We start from the raw sequence: 20,016 nt of genomic DNA, 5'->3' as shown, positions 1-20,016 counted from the left end.
GGTGAGCCTTTAGCAAGGAAGTTGAACATATCATACAAAAAACAAATATCCACTTAATCATAATATTCAAAATTTAAGGTTGAAAAATTCCTCCGACAAGATCTTCCCAGTCCAGTAGGAGGCTAACAAACATTTAGATATATTTTAATTGGCGTATGCGCCATTCAAGCAATTGATAAAATTGTTATTACCCGCTTTATCCACGTGATAATGATATCCTCTTACTTCATCATAGTGACCAAGGCATGCATCCAAGTCTTTAGGTTCATTTCCATTTTCATCTAATAGACCATATATACCAAAACCATCCAGCGCATATCCGATCATCGGCGCGTGTCCATCGCTTTGGGGAATTTCTGTGCTCACTCCAGTCGCAGCATGATAATGATAGCCAGCATTCAGATTAATGTGTCCACCTGCATCATCGAAAGGAGCTAAAGTATATGCTCCTAAAATAGCATTCGTAGGTGCTGGTGCATCAAAGACGATCCCATTAAAAGCGATTCCTCTCTGAGATGGACCTTGCGAAACATTAGGTGGTCCGAATCCTCCAAATGAAGTCGCACTTCCTGTTTTCACAGGTGTAGTAGGAATTAAATAAGTATTACTGATATTCGTCACAAAGGATGGAAGACACTCTACACAAAAGTTTTCATACTCAGCACCGACGTTAGGATTCGCAGCATTCGCACAATCATCTATCGTAACGGTGGTGAAAATATCTCCATTCGTATCATACATCAGCCAATTGTCATCATTATAAAACTCAGCCATATTCTTGATAAATTCCCCGTCTACATCATAGACCTCTCCACCTTCTAACCAAATGCCACCCTTCTCCGCACTGTCTGAAATATTATCTGGACACCAAGGCCCCATATTGTGATCCGTTGCAACTCCAGAAGTAACAATTTGGTAGCAAGTCGTTGCAGTTCCATCGGAAAGGTTACAATCAACGGTAGATATCGTAACTTCTCTACCATCGGTTAAAAATAGTGAAGCATTAACAGGTACAACTACTTCATCTGAATCTATAGGATCGACATCATCTTTTTCACATGATGCGCATCCAAAGAGGAGTAAAAGTGAAAACATTAAATACTTCATTCTTCTAAAATTTATTTGTTACTGAATAAACTTTAGAAAACAGAATATCTGAAATCCTTCGCGGAGAGGCTAACTATTTTTTCTCGAAGTGGTAAATCTAGTTCGATTATAATTGCTAAGCCCTATATTTATATACTAACCTTTAGTTAAAATTGAATGGAAATATATTTAAATTTTCAAGAAAAAAATTGACCTACTATATATAAAAAACGAGTAATTTCCACTAGGATATTACTCGTCTAAGCTTAACATTTTATACTTGCACCTCTTTAGTACATTTAAAATGGTTACTCTTTAATCTTTATGTCTTGACTTCCTGAAAGAATCATGGTCGCGCTTGATGTATTTAAAATATCATCTCCTGTATTGCCTTCAAAAGTAACATCATCTACAATTATTTCAGCGCCTGAACCACTATTATAGACTGCTGATCCGACCGAGGTAGCGTGATTATTTCTCAGTATACAATTCCTGATCGTCATTTTACCAGTATTCCAGATAGCTGCCCCACTCCAGTCATTCCCACTAGTTTCTTCTCCTTCCTCAATGATAATTCCATCGATTAAAAGATGCTTCTCTGTTCGATGAGTGAAGATGTTAAAAATATTATCAGCTGAATTGTTTTGGATACCAATGTCCCCGCTTAAAATGGTAACGTTCGAAGCAGGATCTCGCTGAGAAAGCAAGGTTTCACTTCCATTGAAACCACCATAAATAGAAACTGATTCTTCTGTTTCAAAAGTAATAAACCTAGTCACACCTTCACCTTCTTTACCAGGTTTATGAGTGCCTTCTTTCAGCCATAGCTCTGTTGTTGTTCCAGAAAATTCCGCAGCATCTATTGCATCTTGAAGATACTTATAAGCAGTTTCCCAAGAACAACCAATACCATTAGAGGTGACTTCTGGATCTACAAATAATGTTGTCGTCACCACACATGGGACATCAGACTCATAAATTACTTCAAAATCAAATCCACTGGTCGACCATCTATTATCCCATTCTATGTAGTAAGTTGTATTTGCAGTTGCATTTTCTACGATAACCTGACTTGCATATTCACTAGAACCAGCATACATTTCACAGAAATCATCATTTAGACCATTAATTACAAGATTGCCACAACTTCCTTCACTAATGATTAATCGAGTATCAATTCCACCTCCACACGATTTCACGGTCAAAGTACCATTTGTAGTTGGCGTGAAGGTGAACCAATCTGCCATAGAAGCCCCATCACAATAGTTACAACCACTTCCAGAATCGGGACCGTTACAAGTGTAAATTCCAGGAATAGGAATAACCGTAGCACCAGAACAAACATTGTTATTTAGTAAACAATTGGGAAATGGTGCTTGGATAAAATCGGTATATGTTTTATTACAACCTGCACTTGCAGAAAAGGAAACGACTAAATCATGAGCTAATCCATCGGAAGTTAAATTGGTTAATGTGAATGTATGCGTAGTTGAGCTTTGTCCATTGGTAAAATTAAAAATCTGTCCATTTAATGAAACGGTTCCTGAAGCTGGTGAATTTTGGATTTCGAGGGTAATTTCTTGAGAATAAGTACTTGTATTCGGGTCACAAGTTTGTGTACCTAATGCTGCTGAAGTAAGAACACAAACAGATGAATTAAATGATGTAGATGTAAAGAGTCCTCGTCCATGGGTAGCTGCAGCAACCAGATTATCACTTGAACGAAATTCAATCATATCTACTCTTGTGTTCGCTAAATTGGTATTGGTCGGATCCCAGTCCGTATTGGCCCCGTTCAGATTATCCGTTGTCCATACACCAAGTTCCGTTGCTAGAATCGCTTGATCAGCATTCTGAGGTGCAAATATTCCCCATCGAATAGGCATATTGGGTAAATCTCCTTCTACAGCATTCCAATTACTGCCCCCATCTACAGACTCAAAAACTGACGTTATGCCATAGTTACTATAAGTAATTAATAAGTGATTTTCATTACCAACTTCTACATCAATACTAGAAACATAACCAACAGATGGTTGTCCTAAATAAGTAATGGTAGGTGAAGCAGAATGTGCGTTATCTACTCGACAAATTTGATTGCCATCAATTCCAAAGTATACCCTATTACTTACATTAGGTGAGGTCCGAACACAAGAAACCTGTCCATTAAATGCAGCTGCAGTTACAAATTCATCCGTTAAACTACCTCCGAAACCAGTTATTCTTAAATATTGATTATTTCCTGCACAAGCATATAATATATTAGCATCATTATCATAATCTGTCGGGTTGATAAACCGTCCTGAATTATCTACAAAATGCTGCAAAAAAGATCCGTTTGAATTGGTATAATAATAGTTATTCCTCACATACGAACTAATCTGAATATTCGGATTATCTTGATCAATATGACAAAATCCACCATCACCACCGGAAACATAGGCAGACCCACCAATACCATTATTCGTTAGTCTGACTGTACCATTATCTTGAGCTCCGCTCAAAAAATTATGAACTCCTAACCCTGGGTGCATTGCTACGGCAAAAAATTGTGTTACGTTATAATTTTCAGATTGATGATTAAATGTTGGATTACTCCCAGACTCAAAGGCATTAGAGCTATAGAATACACCGCCATCATTCCCAGAAATAATCTCATTAGGAAATCCTGGTCTGCTAGCAAGTGCATGCTGATCTGCGTGAACATACGCATCGCATGTACCTGTCCAATAAGAAATAGTTTCCCATGTAGTGCCACCATCTTCTGATCGGTATAAATCGATCCCCCCGATTATAATAGTGTTAGGATCATTTGATTTCACAAGTGAGATCAAATCATACCATCCTTGCCCTCTTGTATATATATCTGCTCCATATCCACACCCAAGTTGCTCTTTATATCTAGGTACTGTCTTTTCTACCCAAGTTGCTCCTCGGTCACTTGATCTTAGAATTTTCACAACATCCCCACCACTATTAATTGTTGCATATAATACATTGTTATCACTAGGTGAGGTAGATATCTCTACCCTACCTTCCGTTCCATTTCTAGAATAAGGCCAGGTTACACCATCATCATAGGATCTCCACACATCCCCACCAAATGTGGAAACATATAAGTCACCATTAACAGATTTCTCAGCATCTGCAATAGCATAATTAGAATACAATTGCGTCCAATTCGCACCTCCATTCGTAGATAATTGTATACCCGATCCTGTTGCAACAAGAACATGATTTGCCTTCCAGCTAACTATTTTATTACAATTACCGAATCCAGTTGTATTACTCAAATGTTGCCAAGTATTACCTCCATTTGTCGTCTTCCAAACCCCGTCACCAGAGATAGCATCAGCATTCCCAAATCCTTCCCCCGTACCAACATAAAATGTATTCGTATTCACAGGATCATAATCTATAGCGGTAACTGCCATATTAGACCAAAAATCATCAACCCTTTGCCAATTAGCATTTGTAGCTGTAATATCATTCGTAAACCAAATACCGCCACCAACTCCACCTGCCCAAGCTTTCTTACCAGAGTTATCATTAGGATCGAACATCAATGCTCTAGTTCTACCTCCTACATCATTAGGCCCTCTTTCCTCCCATTGCACATTAGGGATCGGATTTCTAGCTGATAATTCAGCAGCCTGTTTTACAGCGTTTAATTGAGACTTGAACAAAACATCTTTGGGGATTTTACCTGTTTTAGGATCCTTGGTCATGTCAAACTCATGTTTATATCGATCCCGGATGCTTTGTTCTTTGGAGATTTTATTGATAGGTGGTAGAGCATTCGTGCTCATTTTATCTTGCAAATGCAAAGAGATCAAATCGGGATATCCAAGTTCATTTTCAGGAAATACCTGACTTGCTTCTTCCTTTTGGATTTCTGGTGAAGAACAAGAACTTAATAAAACCACAAATAGAAACAATGGTAGGATATATCTTAATGGAAAAGAACAAAGCATATGTTTTGGTTTCTTTAGGCTAAAAAACTAATAATAATCAATTATCTAGCCAGACTATGCTATGGCATACTTCATTTTTTATTAAAAGAAAAATGCAATTTTCAAAAGTAGTTTCAATTCCACTATTAAGACATTTTATAGCTGTTTATTGACACTTAAGTAAAATAATTAGCAATTTCAATGGACGGGAAACTGATTCCCTCTTCTTGCCTACTACTTATTAAAACACAGTAATTCTGGATATATCTGTAACCTTTTTATCGTTTTATTTGAATACTAACTTAGATATAATCCTAAATTAAAAAGACCTTCCTCTTTTTACAAAAGGAAGGTCTAATCATCATGCTCTAAACTAACTTATTAAACTGCTACTACTTCTTTCTTCCACTCAAATTTCGCAAACGCTTTATCTACAGGAGTGTTCGCTATATGGTTTGTGTAATTACTGATTGTTTTCTGTGCGATTCCTAAAATGATATCTAATAGCTGACGCTCTCCATATCCAGCATTATAAAATGCATTTAATTCTGAATCAGTAAGATGGCCTCTATTTCTTACCAAACTAAGTGTTGCATCCTGTAGTGCTTGTAATTTTGGTGTCGGCATTGGCTCGCTATTTCTCAGTGCTTCGGTTAATGCTGGATCTATCTTCATCATTCCTGCAATAGCAGTGTGGGCTGGAACGCAATAATGACATTCGTTCTCTACATTAATAGTCTGCCAAACAACTGTTTGTTCTTCTGCAGTTAATGATGATTCAAGAAATAAATCTCCTAATTTCTTATAGGCTTCTAGCGTTCCAGGTGCTCCAGCTAATACGCCGTGAAGGTTAGGGATTCTTCCAAATGATTTTGCTGATTCTTTAAGTTGTGATTTACTACCTTCAGGTGCTGTATCAATGGTGTGAACTTTTAATGTTGTCATAATTTCTAATTTTATAATGTTGATATTTATTACTAAACATTCGTTTAGTTTTATTGCAAAAAAATATTATATGTTTTTAAATATATTTTCAATGTAATTTTCCAGGTGAGCTTTATTGAAAACTCTAGAGGCTGATGATAGTCCGAAAATGGATACTATTAAATAGTCTGCAACATTCTCTATACTGTCATTTTTTAAATCACTTTCTTGTTTCAAATTTTCCAAAAATAAATTCCGAACGCTATTTGTAAAGTCTGAAAGCACTTCTTTGATTTCAGCATCTGCATCAGGGTTTAATTGATTGGCCGTATTGGTTACTAAACAACCTTTAGCAGCACCAGAATCATTAGAGAAATCTATAAAGTCATAGAAATACTGCTTAATGCCTTCTACTCCATTTTGCGACTTTTTCAATTTATCCATGCACACTGCTAATCTCGTTCTGTAGCATTTCACACTTTCTAAAAACACTCCCTTCTTACTCCCAAAGCTGGAATAAATAGAAAACTTATTAATACCCATTTCTTTCTCCAGCATATTCATAGAAGTGGTCTCATAACCTACTCGCCAAAACAAGTCCATTGCCTTTTCAAGTACTTCTTCCTCCTTATAAGCTTTACTCCGAGCCATCAATTTAAAAATTTAACACAAATCTAACCATTCGTTTAGTTATGTATGAATTTATAACTAGATAATTCCAATTTTGTTTAAATATAAGATAAGAAAAAATTTGCAGAGCCCTTATTACAAATCCTAATTAACTGATTATCTATTTATTAGCAGGCAAATAAATATTCTTAAAAATAAACTCATTCCGGTGATGGGTTTCAATATTTGCTCCGATAAAATAAAATTAGTCCTAGTTTCCTATTAAATCCGTGCTCTAAAATTGACCTAAATCTTCCCTTTTCTTCGTGGAGACCTTAAACAATGATCGTATAAAATGAAGTTTTAGAAAATAGGTGTAATTTTGCAAAATGAATAAGATAATACTCTTGCTTTTAATTTCGTGCAATATGTTGTTAGGGCAAATTGCTGTGGATGGAATATACGATGACTGGAAATTAACTGACCTGTTGATAACAGATGAAGGTGACAATAATAGCTTAGACATCCAAAACATCTATGTCTCCAATGATGATGACCACATATATATTAGAATAGATGCGGATCGAGAATATGATATTCAAGATGCAGAAGCTATCAGTATTTATATTGATGCCGATAATGACCCGAATACTGGTTTCAGAACCAATGGAATCGGATCTGAAATTTCTTATTACTTTGAAAACAGGAGCGCATATGTGAATTATGCAAACTCCTTCGTTCAGACTAACCATGCGCCATTGGGTATGACCGCATTACCGACAGTAACTTCGTCCACTTTTGAACTTGTATTTAATCGGAAAGTAACGACAAGTGAAGGGACAATTGAAATGGGAAATACCATCGCTATTTCTATTGAGAATGGTCAAAATGGAGATCAGGTACCGAATTCAAGTGGTGGCGTAGAATATACGATGAAAGACAATGAAACCTTTACATCGACCTATGCACTTAATAAAAAGGATGATACGCAGACACGTGTTGTCACTTATAATGTCCTCCGAGATGGATTCTTGAATAGTGAACAAAAACCACATTTAGAAGCAATTCTAAAAGCATTAAATCCAGATGTTCTAGCCTTACAAGAGGTGTATGATACGCCATTAACGACCATTCGTGACTTACTTAATAATGCGCTTCCACTAGCGGGAGGGAAAAGTTGGCAGTATGCGAAAACAGGTCCAGATGTAATGGTTTTCACAAAAGGGACTATAGAAGCATACGATGCTATAGATGGTAATGGAGTGTTCTTACTTTATGATCAAGCAGGAGAAAATCCATTGATCCTATATAATGTTCACTTACCTTGTTGTGATAATGATTCTGGTCGTCAATACGAAATTGACAATATCCTATCCGTTTTAAGAGACAAGAATGCTTCTCCAAAGATTAATTTCACGTATCCTGAGAATGCACCGATAATCATTACGGGAGATTTCAATATGGTCGGAAAAAGCCAGAATATAAAATCCATTATCGAAGGAGATATTATCAATGAAGATATATTGGGTGCTGACTTTGCACCAGATTGGGACGGAACAAATCTAGAAGAGGCAAATCCTTACATTACAGGATTCCCTAGTAACTACACTTGGAAGAGTGATTTCAGTTCTTACAATCCAGGGAAGTTAGATTTCATCTTTTATACTGGTTCTGTCATGACGCAAGAAAATGGATATGTACTAGCAACTGAATATCTAGATGCGGCCGCACTTAATTCACTTGGTCTTACTTCGCAGTCTACCTACTTAGCTTCAGATCACCTTCCTGTCGTTTTTGATTTTTCTCTTGGGAAAACGGATGAAGATATGGATGGGTTTGCATCTGATGTAGATTGCGACGATACCAATGCTGCGATCAATCCAGACGCTGATGAAATTGCAAATAATGACATAGACGAAAACTGTGACGGCGAAATATTAATTATCGATGAAGACATGGACGGATTCAACTCTGATGTCGATTGTGATGATACCAATGCAGCGATTAATCCAGATGCTGATGAGATTGCAAATAATGATATCGACGAAAACTGTGACGGTGAGGTATTAGTCATCGATGAAGATATGGACGGTTTCAATTCCGATGTCGATTGTGATGATACCAATGCAGCGATTAATCCAGATGCTGATGAAATTGTAAATAATGATATCGACGAAAACTGTGATGGTGAAGTATCAATTATCGATGAAGATATGGACGGTTTCAATTCTGATGAGGATTGCGACGATACCAATGCGGCGATTAATCCAGGTGCTGTGGAGATTCCTAACAACGAAGTAGATGAAAACTGTGATGGTGTACTCATTGCTGTTGACAATGACATGGACGGCTTCAATTCTGATGTCGATTGTAATGATGCCGATGCTACAATCAATCCGGATGCCACGGAAATAGCGAACAACGATGTAGATGAAAACTGTGATGGAATCTTGCTCGTTATTGATGAAGATATGGACGGATTTAATTCAGATGTCGATTGCGATGATACTAATGCAGCAATTAATCCAGATGCTGAAGATATTCCAAACAACGGGATAGATGAAGACTGTGATGGAGAGGATTTGATTTCAAGTACGAATGATCTTTTCGCTAGTAAATTTGAAATTCTACCCAATCCTGTTGTAGATAAATTGCTAGTTAATACCGATTCAGATACTAAGAGCATGGTAACTATCTACAGAATAGATGGCGTTAAAATGCTAAGCACTAATGTTTATAATGGAAGAAATTCAATTGATGTGGGTCCATTTAAAACTGGGATATATTTATTAAGGATCAGCAATGAGAAAGGGGACGCATTGACTAAAACCTTTGTGAAACTTTAGGAATAGTTAGGAAATTAAGGCATAATGATATGCTCGAAATAAGGTAGCTCTCAAGGATTCTAGATCACCATTGGCATTCATCATACTTTGTATGGTTTTCAAACTGGTGTGTCCATCACATCGTCTGAGGACTTCTATATCGTAAGCTTTACAGTTGATGACAAAGTCAGGTAGACCATGGAATCTTAGAGTGATATTCTGAGGTAAATCAAGATCAACATTCATTATCGGCAAGTTTCCTAAACTTTCGTCAAGGATTGGTTTCCATTCCCAAAGTTGGTTAAGATCTTTAAAAACTGGTTCTGATCGTTGTACTTTTCTAAAAAGTATTTGTATTCCTGGCCTTTGACTAAGATTGGCAAACCACAAAGACAATTCGGCTTTCCCAAATTTATACAGTATGGGTATAACATCATCGAAAACTTTCAAAAGATCAATAGGCGCATCCATAGATCCAGCAAAAACGAGCTCTGCTGCCCTACCCCGATCTATCCATGTTTCTAATGGATCGTGATGAGCAATAGATGGAAAAAAATCAACATCTAGGTAAGTCTTCGGAGCGTTGCTAAAACCCTGAAGATTGCTGTTACTACTCATTAATACTTCCACTTGTTGCAACAATTTCCTTTGATATTCGGAATCAGTGAACTCATCCGGCCTAATTCCTAGGTCAGCGAATGCTTTTCTAACTATCCGTGCTGGATGAAAAGGCGTATTCATCATCATGCATAGAACGCCATTAGTCTGTAGACAAAGAGTTAGCGTTTTCATTAACTGATCTGGGTCGCTGACATAATCCGCCACTCCTCGACATATAATAAAATCAAACGGCTTAAATTTCTTCGTCCACTGAACGGACATCAGATCTGCTATTTCTAGTGTGACATTCTGAAAAGGAAAATCCTTTGCCTTTTCTTTCGCTTTCTCTATCGAACGAGGACTAAAATCAACACCAACAATAGTTGCATTAGGAAATAATTGAGCTAGCATGAAGACTTCTTCTCCTGCTCCACATCCGGCAACTAGTATTCTTGAGTGAGGGCTAAGCGCTTTTTGACCTGGATCGCAGACCGCATTTATCCAATTGATAAGCAATGGTGTACTTTGTTGCATCCCAGCGTTCAGCACTTCAGAATAGGGAGCCGCATCGTAAAGTGCCTGCATTTTCTTTGCATCACTTATTGGATTGTTTTGCTTATTGAGGTTGTCCATTTCCTGAAGAACTTTTTGATAAAGATAAACGATTTCTTTTTCCAAGTCCTGATGTTAGCGATTATTCAGTTGAGTTGAATAGTGAGATGATGACTAAATTGCAATGAACAGATCTAACATCGCTTAAAGCGCTGTCAGATCGAAACTTCTGTCAGATCAAAACTATTTTCAGATCGAAAAACTGTCAGATCGGGAAGGTTATAACTTAGATTTTTTAAGTCTACTGCGGATGGCTTGATTTACTTTTTTATCAATCTTCCATTCGTTCAATTTGTTTCGTTGTTCATAAAACTTCTTCTTGCTCAAATGAAACTTCGTTTCTATTTTTCCATTCTTGAGTGCGTAGATCTCTAGGTAAAGCTTTGCCCTAGTTTCCGCGTAGCCCTTTTTCTTAGGATCTAAATCCTTTCTGAAGTGCAACAAATTATTGTAAGGAATAGAAAGCCATAAATTAGTTTTATTGTTCTTATCGATAAACCCTTCAATAAAGAAATTACCAATATTCGATTGTATTTCCATTAATGGAACATCTATATAAGTCCCATCTAAAGTGACTGAATTAGCAATTGCTGCAAAACGAATCTTCTGGAAATACCTACTAATTCTTAGCTTCTTCGTGATATCATCGATGATATCTATTCCCTCTACTCTAAGGTTTTCTATATTGAAATCTAATTGTGCCTTTGTATCGTTTTCCACTAAATTCAAATCTTCTAGCCTCCCTTCAAAATTTAAATCTAGGTTAATCTCCCCTTCTATATTTTTCGCATTTTTCAGACTAGGAATTTTCAAATAATCTAACTTTTCTAACAACTGACTCAGTGAAAGCTTAGAAGTCGACAAGTTACCACTGAAAGGATCTTCTTTCGTTTCACTGATGTCCCAATTCAGATCAAGCCCAATTTCCCCATCGCAAAAATTAAAAGTAGTTTGTTCAAGGATCACATTTGTGGAATCTTTCAAATGCATTCCCGTATTTAAATTATAAACGCTTATCGTACTGTCTACTGCAAATGAGTCCAGCTCAATATGAACCCTTGGGTTAAATCGATTTAATAAAGAACCTATTAAAATCTTGACCTTTTCTTCAGTTACCACCTTCACATCTTCTGGATCAACTGGACTTTGAAAAATGAATATGGCGTCATCTAATTTCAAAAATGGACTTTGCAAATTGATAGAAGTGGATAATTTTTTTCCGGTATTACCAAATAACAATTCAGAAACATTATTTGCCGATCCATCTAAGCTAACTGTACGTTCTAGCACCTCTGATTTCATTAATAAATCAAAATCTACCGTGTCTTTTTCCAGAAAAACATCAAATCTCTCCAGCGGAAATACGATATCTACATTGTCATAATACACCTCCCCTTTCGTGATGCTAAAATCTATCTTTGCTTGATCAAATAATTCTGCAACCGACCTTACATCTCCCTGATAATTTACTTTAGTTTCAAATTTCCCCGCATCTTGAAAAAAGAACTCTTCTGTTGCGAAAAAAGAATTAAACAAACTTGGATTTCCGTTTAGCAACATCACGGTATTCATCTCATCATCGATATACTTGAATTCGATAGATCCATTGAGATCTTCTTTCTGCTTATCTCTGAAGGTAATTTCACCACTCGTCATATCTTCTACTAAGCCACCATCGTCATTCACAATGCCTTCTAGGTGTATATCCACATAAAAGTGCTTCGCGTAACTTTTCAAATCTACTAATAAAGGAATGTTAAAATAATCGAGGGAAGTCAGTATCGTCTCTAGGTCAATATCTTCTGCCTTTAAATCGATGACAAAGGCTGTCCGATTGGTTTCGCTTAGATCTAGTCTTGATTTTATGTCAACTGTACCTTGATCCAAGTTAAATTTTGTATCGTCTAACACGAAGTAATTCTTGCTATCGAAAAAAGCACCAGTCTTTAGATTATAGAGCTGAATCTTATCGTAGTAATCAAAAGTGTCAATATTTATGGTTAAGCTGGGCTTGAATTTAGAATAGATGCCATTAATCGTTTCCTTCATCGATTTCTTAGTTTCCAATTCTCCCTTCGGCAATTCCGATGCTTCCTTTTTAACAGAAAAAAGACTCACGAAATCTTGCCAACTTAATCGACCAGCACTTATACTAGCAGTACTTTGTGAAGATTCGCCTACTGTACTATTGATTAATGCAGCTAAGTTCTCTAAGCCACCATTCAACTCATAATCATAGTCATGGACAAGTGTCGTAGAAACCACATCGAATGTAGCATCTCCTGCTTCCTTGAACAGATACATCGAATCGATAGGAATCGCCACATCTGCGGGCTTATAATATACCATCAAATCATTCAAATGTAGCGTCGCATCACTCTCAATAAAAAGCTTCGAAATATCATTTATTTCACCATCAATGGCTATATTAAGATCAAAATACCCTTCTGTAAAGAAAAATTTATCAGACTGGTACCACTTGCTAATATTAGCTGCTTTACCTTGAATTTTTGTTTTCGCTATGATCGCTGGCTTGGTAAACTTACTACCTTTAATAATAGCTTTCGGAGTGTTGACATGAAACCGATTGTATTCAGAGGAAACGTCAGTCAGTTCTAGATAATAATCACCCTTCCTTATATTTTTGTCAATGTTTTGATAATCCTTTCTATTAATATACTGTCCTTCTACACTTAATTCTTGAAATGAAAGACCTTGGATATTTGCATCATTGCTTGGAATTTTAAACTTCACATCCACTAAAGGATTGGTTCCAGCTAGAATTTCTACTAAGGTCTTAGAATAGAATTCGCCTTTCACATCTAAAGGCTCAATCTTAGATCTAATTCGTTCAGGTAGCAAAGGAAGTGCAGTCTCCAAGTTCGTTTGCTCATTTTCAAAACTCAAAGTCGTCTTCGATGATTTGTTAGTTGAAATATGGCCACTAAAAATGAATTCCTCACCATTTATATCTACAGGAAATTCATTTATGTCTATGTATTCATCTTTTAATGATGCCTTGAAATCACCTGAAACTAAGGCATTTTCTAAAAAAACACCACCCCTTTCATTAAAGATTAACTTTCCAAGTTGCACATCCATTGATGCATCGCATGCTTGAGTTAAATTATCGTTGAAAATTTCCGCTTCGAACTTATTCACGATACCATCTAAGAACATCATTTTGCTTGAATCAACGACGACCGCCTTCATATTAATAAGCGATATGTTAAAATGCTCAGCATTTACATTTATACCATGATCATTTCCTTTTTGACTCATATCACCTCTTAGGATATTGTCAATGTTAGAGTTCTTCAGAGCATCTCTGAAATAATAAAACGATCCACCTTCCAGCTTAATCTGTTTTATTTCTAGCGTTTTATCTCTCCAATTTTTAATAGAAAGTCTAGTTTGCAAGGTCGTATTCTTAAGGATCGGTATTTCTTGATTGCCAATGTCAGAATCCGTCAACTCCACATTTTCCGCCACTAAAGATAGATGAGGAAAATCCTTCAGCCAACTAAAATAAACTTGGTCAACTGCTACATCTCCGTTCTGCAAAAAAGCAATATCATTATATATTTTTCTCTCGTTCTTTTGCAAGTATCTATTGAAAGAAAAGAATGCGATAACCGCACCGACAATAGCAATAAAGAGTAAGATGAACAATATCTTGGCCGTTATCTTAATCCAAAAAGAAGCGCTATATTTTTGCTTTTTCTTACTCAATGTTATTTACAATTATTACCAAAGAAGCTCATATTTATGAATGATTTTTTCATTGTAGAAGAGCATTAAAGCTCAAAGGAAGTGGTTTCAAGCAAAGTAAAATTACTAGGCATGAAAGTTAAGAATTCATTTATGGACGTTCTACTTTCCTCAAAATTCGAGATTCAGGTTTCTTCTGTTGCAAAAATACAAATATCCGTTTCTACCAAGACACATTTAAAAACTTTAACCGCAAGAATGTTTAGACCTTTCGCATTATTAATTGTACGAATAGGCACTAAAGTCTCTTCACATACGATAGAATCTAGGTGTAACCTATGGGAATCTGACTTACTTTAGAAGGATTTTATAGGACTTTATCTCTCCATCGATGGAAAGTTGAAATTCAATATTTTCCTCCTCAGAAAAATCAAAATCAAGGGCTAACTTTGGAATTTCTTGTTCATAAGGAACAATTAAAGAGACAAATCTAACCTTCTTTTCATCTCTTTTTTTGTCAATGGAAAACTTGAATGCCGGCCTTTGCTCTTTCTTCGAATAATCAAACGAAACCCAACCCTCTTCTTCCTCCAATCTCACTTCTGAATCTGACATTGTATGAACGCCAACATTCCACTCTTGCTTATTTAATGAATGAATTTCTAGATTTTCAGAATCAAATCTTGCATTTCCCTGTGCTAACTGAAAGTGAATATCAACTACTCCACTAGCTTTGCCGATAGCATCATCGACGATTACAAAGTACTTTTTATCAATAAAGAAAATGCTTCTTCTGTGTTTTAAATCAGGATAGGATTGGTTTTCTACAATAACCATGTCTAGGGAATCACTGGTTTCCCATTTCACTAACGAAGGATGAAAAGCTGAATTCATACCATCTAAAGTCAATGTCTGATGAACTTTACTCTGCCGAAACCAACTTCTTCCCTCTGGATCTCCACTGTACACATAACTACCCGCATCAGGCATCAGATTCTTCCCTCCTGCAAACAAAGTAAAGGTTCCATTATCAGGCTGGCAATGGCTCCCACCATCGGGACCACATTTCATTACCATACAGATGGCATCCTCTTCCCATCCGCTTCGGAAGGAGTAAATGCCACTTTCATCTAACATATATGCGGTCTCTTCTGGCGCCTCACCCTCCGTTCCTTTGGACGCAAAATAAAGAAAATCATCCCGATCGAAACGCTCCGACCAACCTTTGAACCTTGAAGCAAATTGATGTGGTTTCCCTGCCCAATCGTCACCAAATTGTGGACTGGTACCATCTGGCAAACATACTTTCATAGGAACTTCACACATGCGTTCTATCTTATCCACAAAAGTTTCCGGAAAAGCACTACCCTCTCCATTTATCTGAGCCAACTCATACGATCTCATAAACCAATTGATACTTCCTATATGATAATTCATTGTTAATTCTTGTTGATAACCATCTGCATTGACTTGGTTGTCAATTTCAATATTGAACCGACGAATGGCCTCATCCTTCCAACCAGCAGCGTTCTTAAATTCTGGAAAGGTAAAAGCAATAAAAGCCAAGCCTTCCGCTTCGATTAGGGCCCAATTACTACCAGCGCTGTAAGCAGTCATTAAATATTCTGCATGATCATAACAACTGTTCAAGAAAGCAATTAACACTTCATCATTAAAGTGCTTAGAATGCAGAAAACGGTAGAACAATGTCGTCCAGTTCCTACCTCTTACTCCAGCTTCTATAGATCTCCACGCGTCTTTATGTTCCAAGTTGTGAAGATTCTTCTTTGTCCAATCCACCAATTGATCGCACCAAGCTTCAGCATATGTTTCATCCTTTGAACTTGCATACACTTTTCCCATGGCATTCCAGAAATACATTCGGTGCAGTTGCCATTTCCACTCCATATCTGAAACTGGCGATAAATCCCAGTCTATATCGTCTCCACAGAAAAAAGAAGGCAAAGCGGGCTGTCCTACGAAGATATGTTCTAAGGCATCACTTGCCCATTTCTTATCCCTATCCGAAACTTTACTTGGCCCTTTCCCAATAGATGCAGGATGCATAACGTGCTTTCTTTTTTTAAAATAAGTCAGCAATTGTTCTGCTCCTAAAAGGCTATTATCTATTTGATTCGTGGAAGCTATTTCCTGAACATTTAGCCTACTTAATAGGGTTTCAAATTCAGATTTAGCAGATTCAGTCTGAGCGTTAACAGATAAAGACAACAGAGACATAGACAAGGCCAAGAAAATGCTTGTCAACAGATTACACATGTTATTAAATTTTAATACGACTGTAGCATCATCTTTCATTATAACCTTTTCCCTCAAAGATCTTTTCAATGCTTTTCTCAATTCTAGAAATTCGAGTTTTAGATTGCTTGGGCTGAGAAAAATGAAGAATATAACCACGTTGCCTTCCTGGCGTAAGTGCATCGAATGCCTCTTTAAATACTGGATCTGAATCTATTTTGTCTTGAAGTTCTGCAGGTATGGGCTCCGGATTTTTCTTAAATTCCACCTTAAGTCCTGCTCTTTCTACTTCTATCGCTTCATAAATGTATGTTTTCAAATCACTCTCTAATTTCACAATATCTTCCAAGTTAGTAAACCTGACTACCCGAGCTGATTGGGTATGCTCTCCTGGCTTTGTCAGAATCCCGAGCTCATCACTTAACAGAACACCTTTAAAAAAACTAAGTACACAATTATCTATGAATGCTCCGATAACTACAACATTCTTCCCATTATAACTGTAAACAGGTACACCCCATTTCAACTCCTCGTCTAGTCCACAGTCTAGAACAAGCGTTCTTAAAAAAGCTAGTTCTTTATCCCAGTTGTGCACCTTACATTCTGGGGTGCCACCAAGTGGACATCTACCACAACCATCCGTAAAAAAAACATCAACTTCTGGATTCATCAACTGTTTTTATAACTTTAAAAATACAAATCAAAGAAGGAAGATCTTCAAATTGAATATTTACACAACTTCATGAAGATAAATGTAACAAAGATTTTTCGTTATAGCCATGTTCTTGTTAGCGAATGAAGTCAATAATAGGGACAAATAAAAAAACTGCCAACCATCCTATTAGACAGTGGCAGGTTTTAACTTAATTCAATCCTTGGCTTCAAATCTTATGAATCACAGGCAGGTCAGACATGATCTTCCAGTCTCCATCACTATCTTTAATTAACTGCAAGAATGTAGTAAACACCAATTCTTTTCCAGTGAATTTCGCTTTGACAACTGCATTTTTATCTTCAAGATCTACTGATAAAATGACCACTTTTCTAGCATCTCCTCCTATTTCTTTCTTCTTCATTAAATCAAGATAAATGGGCTTCGTCAAAAACTGAACATCCTTACTTCCAAAAGCTTGATTCACAATTGCTCTAAAATCATCGTGAAGGACATTATTGACTTCGTCAATGTTTCTATCATCTACATGCTTAACAAACGATTCTACGACCTGAGAAATCATCACTAAGTCATCTTGTGGCATTTGATTGGTGAAATTGACCATACTGATTAAAAAAATTAAGAACTTCATATTATTGATTTATTGTGTTAAAAAATTATTTCCACTGAAGTACGCATGGCAGAATGGTGAGAGAAATCATCCTCTCGAGAATAGGCCATCACTAAATAGAATTTTTGCTTTCTTGCAATATTAAAATGGTATTCGTCCAGCGTTTTTGTTTTCAATATGAATTCGACTACTGTTCCTTTCTTTCCTTCCACAGCCGATATTAATTCCACTTGTGATTCTGCGCCTAAACTCACCACTGATTGATGGTCACCAAAATCAACGATGTATCGATCAGAAATCAAATTTTGCTTATCGGAAACAGCAGCCATGATGAGGTTGCTTCCGACTAATTCATTCTCTGTATTCAATCCGATCGCAACCCAACCCTTCTCAGGCGATGTCACTTTAAATTTTATGTTCTTTTCATCTAGAAAGATCCATTCAACGGTCATGCCATTCTTAGAAATGATATTATTATATGAAACACCTGTGTTAAGAATAGTCATGATTAAGAATATATATGACATCATAATGTTATGGTTTAATTATCAATTTTTGATGCATCAATTATTAATGCAAAAAAATATTATTTTAAGTTATCGAAGATTTTATCCAACAGCTGGTTCAGTACTTCTACATCTTCATCAGGAATATCTAATTTTGCTTGTTTCCTAATCTCTAATGCAATTGGCAAGATTTGTTCTATTACTTTCTTGCCTTGAGCAGAAGTCATTAAATTATAGACTCTTCTACTGTTCGGATTAGCTTTTCGGACAATCATTTTCTTTCGCTCTAAGATGTCCAATGTTCGGGTAACCGCTGCTGCTTCTTTCTTAGATCTAATAGCTAACTCCGTTTGATTAATACCTTCTTCCTCATTAATATTCTTGAGTAAAATCCACTGATCACTTGTGATATCTATTCCTTTCTCTTTAAAGATTCTATTCTTATACTTCCGGAATTGTTTTGCTGTATTTTCTATTTTAAAGAGAAAAACACTACTTAAATCCTTGTCTTGCATAATAAATTAAATATTAATTGATACTATAACTATTGATACATCAAATATATTGTTTTAATCTGAATATTTTAGTAATTCAAGAATCTTTTAAGTTTCTTAATGCGATTCTAGAATGATCTTGACCAGAAACTGATCAATCAGACGAATAGAATTTAAATGATCAACATATATAAATGAAGCATCTTGTAATGGACTATCTCTAACCTTTCTGGTCTATTGGATTTTCCTTCTAATCCCTAATTCTATTCCGCCACTATAAAGATGTTCTCGAATGGGCGTGTCTGCTAATTTTGTCAAATGATAACGAAAAATGGGTTGAGCAAAGAGTTGATATTTTTCATTTATAGTATAATTACCTCCGAATGAAATAAAGCCGTAAGCATGAATGTTGTTCATTTTATTCACTCTATCATCCGAAAACGAAATTTCTTTATCCTGATCTGAGACCAAAGCAGATCGAGTTCTCAAATACAAGGAAGGTGCAACTCCGGCTTCCAGAAACGGTGCAAATTTATTCTCATTTATTTCCCATCTAATCCCTAACGGAATTTCTATAAACCAATAATTATACTTTATTTGAATCTCTTTAGGTAAGCTTGGATCTTCTATCTGGCCTCCATTTCCATCATGCTGAGAGCCCCATGTCACTTCCTCAACTGGCCCATTATACCCCGTACTAATAAATCTAACTCCTGTTTTTAAAAATATTTTTTTCGACAATTTTCTATTCAAATTTAAGCCCGCATTCCAAGCCACTTTCCCCGTTTCACCTTCATTTCTTCTTTCGACCAGACCTTTGATAAATTCATCGGAACTGGAAGTAGTAATACTACGATAGGAATAATCCAAACTTCCAATTGCGTCTATAGACGTTTTCATTTGACTAAAACCAAAAATTGGCATAATAAAACCAAGTATTAAAATAAAATTAGAATTCATATTACATTGCTTAATTCTCATTGACTGTATAGCTCTACATAGTATAACGCTTTATTACCTAAAGTGTGTATGCATATTCCTGCACCTTTGACCCCTCGATTCCTATCGGTTTGACCCCTCTGATTCTTGAGGTTTGACCCCTCAAAAGTAGAAGAATGTTAATAACATTCTTACGGTTTGACCCCCTAAGAATGTGG

The 20,016-nt window shown here is 36.3% G+C and carries 14 protein-coding genes; 2 read left to right on the top strand and 12 right to left on the bottom strand.

Features of this window, described 5'->3' with window-relative positions:
* Positions 1–144: 144 nt before the first annotated feature.
* From L2586_RS16405 to L2586_RS16390, 4 genes are all read right to left on the bottom strand, one after another.
* Positions 145–1,107 (bottom strand): YHYH protein, encoded by a 963-nt coding sequence (locus L2586_RS16405; protein ID WP_235294016.1) that lies wholly within the window; start codon positions 1,105–1,107, stop codon positions 145–147.
* A gap of 287 nt (positions 1,108–1,394) precedes the next feature.
* Complete coding sequence (locus L2586_RS16400) at positions 1,395–5,060, bottom strand: beta propeller repeat protein (RefSeq protein WP_235294015.1); 3,666 nt, start codon at positions 5,058–5,060, stop codon at positions 1,395–1,397.
* 360 nt (positions 5,061–5,420) lie between these two features.
* Positions 5,421–5,984 carry a carboxymuconolactone decarboxylase family protein gene (locus L2586_RS16395; RefSeq protein ID WP_235294014.1) on the bottom strand — a complete coding sequence of 188 codons (564 nt, stop codon included), beginning with the start codon at positions 5,982–5,984 and terminating at the stop codon, positions 5,421–5,423.
* 66 nt (positions 5,985–6,050) lie between these two features.
* A complete protein-coding gene (locus L2586_RS16390) occupies positions 6,051–6,614 on the bottom strand; it encodes a TetR/AcrR family transcriptional regulator (protein ID WP_235294013.1) in 564 nt (187 codons plus the stop codon).
* Between the two features lie 347 nt (positions 6,615–6,961).
* On the opposite strand from L2586_RS16390, the gene L2586_RS16385 reads away from it, so the two are divergent.
* Positions 6,962–9,418 carry a MopE-related protein gene (locus L2586_RS16385; RefSeq protein ID WP_235294012.1) on the top strand — a complete coding sequence of 819 codons (2,457 nt, stop codon included), beginning with the start codon at positions 6,962–6,964 and terminating at the stop codon, positions 9,416–9,418.
* Between the two features lie 6 nt (positions 9,419–9,424).
* Here L2586_RS16385 and L2586_RS16380 read toward each other — a convergent pair whose 3' ends face one another.
* Both L2586_RS16380 and L2586_RS16375 read right to left on the bottom strand, forming a co-directional pair.
* A complete protein-coding gene (locus tag L2586_RS16380) occupies positions 9,425–10,675 on the bottom strand; it encodes a class I SAM-dependent methyltransferase (protein ID WP_235294011.1) in 1,251 nt (416 codons plus the stop codon).
* Between the two features lie 153 nt (positions 10,676–10,828).
* Positions 10,829–14,341, bottom strand: coding sequence for an AsmA family protein (locus L2586_RS16375; protein ID WP_235294010.1), 3,513 nt, complete (start codon positions 14,339–14,341; stop codon positions 10,829–10,831).
* Positions 14,342–14,452: 111 nt separating this feature from the next.
* Between L2586_RS16375 and L2586_RS16370 the strand changes: the two genes are divergently transcribed.
* Positions 14,453–14,680: a hypothetical protein gene (locus L2586_RS16370; protein ID WP_235294009.1), complete on the top strand. Its 228-nt coding sequence runs from the start codon at positions 14,453–14,455 to the stop codon at positions 14,678–14,680.
* On the opposite strand, the gene L2586_RS16365 is transcribed toward L2586_RS16370, so the two are convergent.
* From L2586_RS16365 to L2586_RS16340, 6 genes are all read right to left on the bottom strand, one after another.
* On the bottom strand, positions 14,672–16,597 hold the full coding sequence (locus L2586_RS16365) for an alginate lyase family protein (RefSeq protein WP_235294008.1): 1,926 nt from the start codon (positions 16,595–16,597) through the stop codon (positions 14,672–14,674). The genes L2586_RS16370 and L2586_RS16365 overlap by 9 nt on opposite strands.
* A 28-nt stretch (positions 16,598–16,625) precedes the next feature.
* Positions 16,626–17,246, bottom strand: coding sequence for a YdeI/OmpD-associated family protein (locus tag L2586_RS16360; protein WP_235294007.1), 621 nt, complete (start codon positions 17,244–17,246; stop codon positions 16,626–16,628).
* A gap of 211 nt (positions 17,247–17,457) precedes the next feature.
* Entirely contained in the window at positions 17,458–17,880 is a 423-nt protein-coding gene (locus L2586_RS16355; RefSeq protein ID WP_235294006.1) for a nuclear transport factor 2 family protein, read from the bottom strand.
* Positions 17,881–17,897: 17 nt separating this feature from the next.
* Complete coding sequence (locus tag L2586_RS16350; protein ID WP_235294005.1) at positions 17,898–18,389, bottom strand: DOMON domain-containing protein; 492 nt, start codon at positions 18,387–18,389, stop codon at positions 17,898–17,900.
* Positions 18,390–18,445: 56 nt separating this feature from the next.
* Positions 18,446–18,880, bottom strand: a complete 435-nt coding sequence (locus L2586_RS16345) for a MarR family winged helix-turn-helix transcriptional regulator (protein ID WP_235294004.1) — start codon at positions 18,878–18,880, stop codon at positions 18,446–18,448.
* 213 nt (positions 18,881–19,093) lie between these two features.
* Positions 19,094–19,819, bottom strand: a complete 726-nt coding sequence (locus tag L2586_RS16340) for an outer membrane beta-barrel protein (protein ID WP_235294003.1) — start codon at positions 19,817–19,819, stop codon at positions 19,094–19,096.
* Positions 19,820–20,016 lie beyond the last annotated feature (197 nt).

The sequence above is a fragment of the Portibacter lacus genome, from assembly GCF_021533215.1.
GTDB lineage: Bacteria > Bacteroidota > Bacteroidia > Chitinophagales > Saprospiraceae > Portibacter > Portibacter lacus.
The sequence above is the reverse complement of the archived record's forward strand: the minus strand, read 5'-3'. Positions and strand labels throughout refer to the sequence as shown.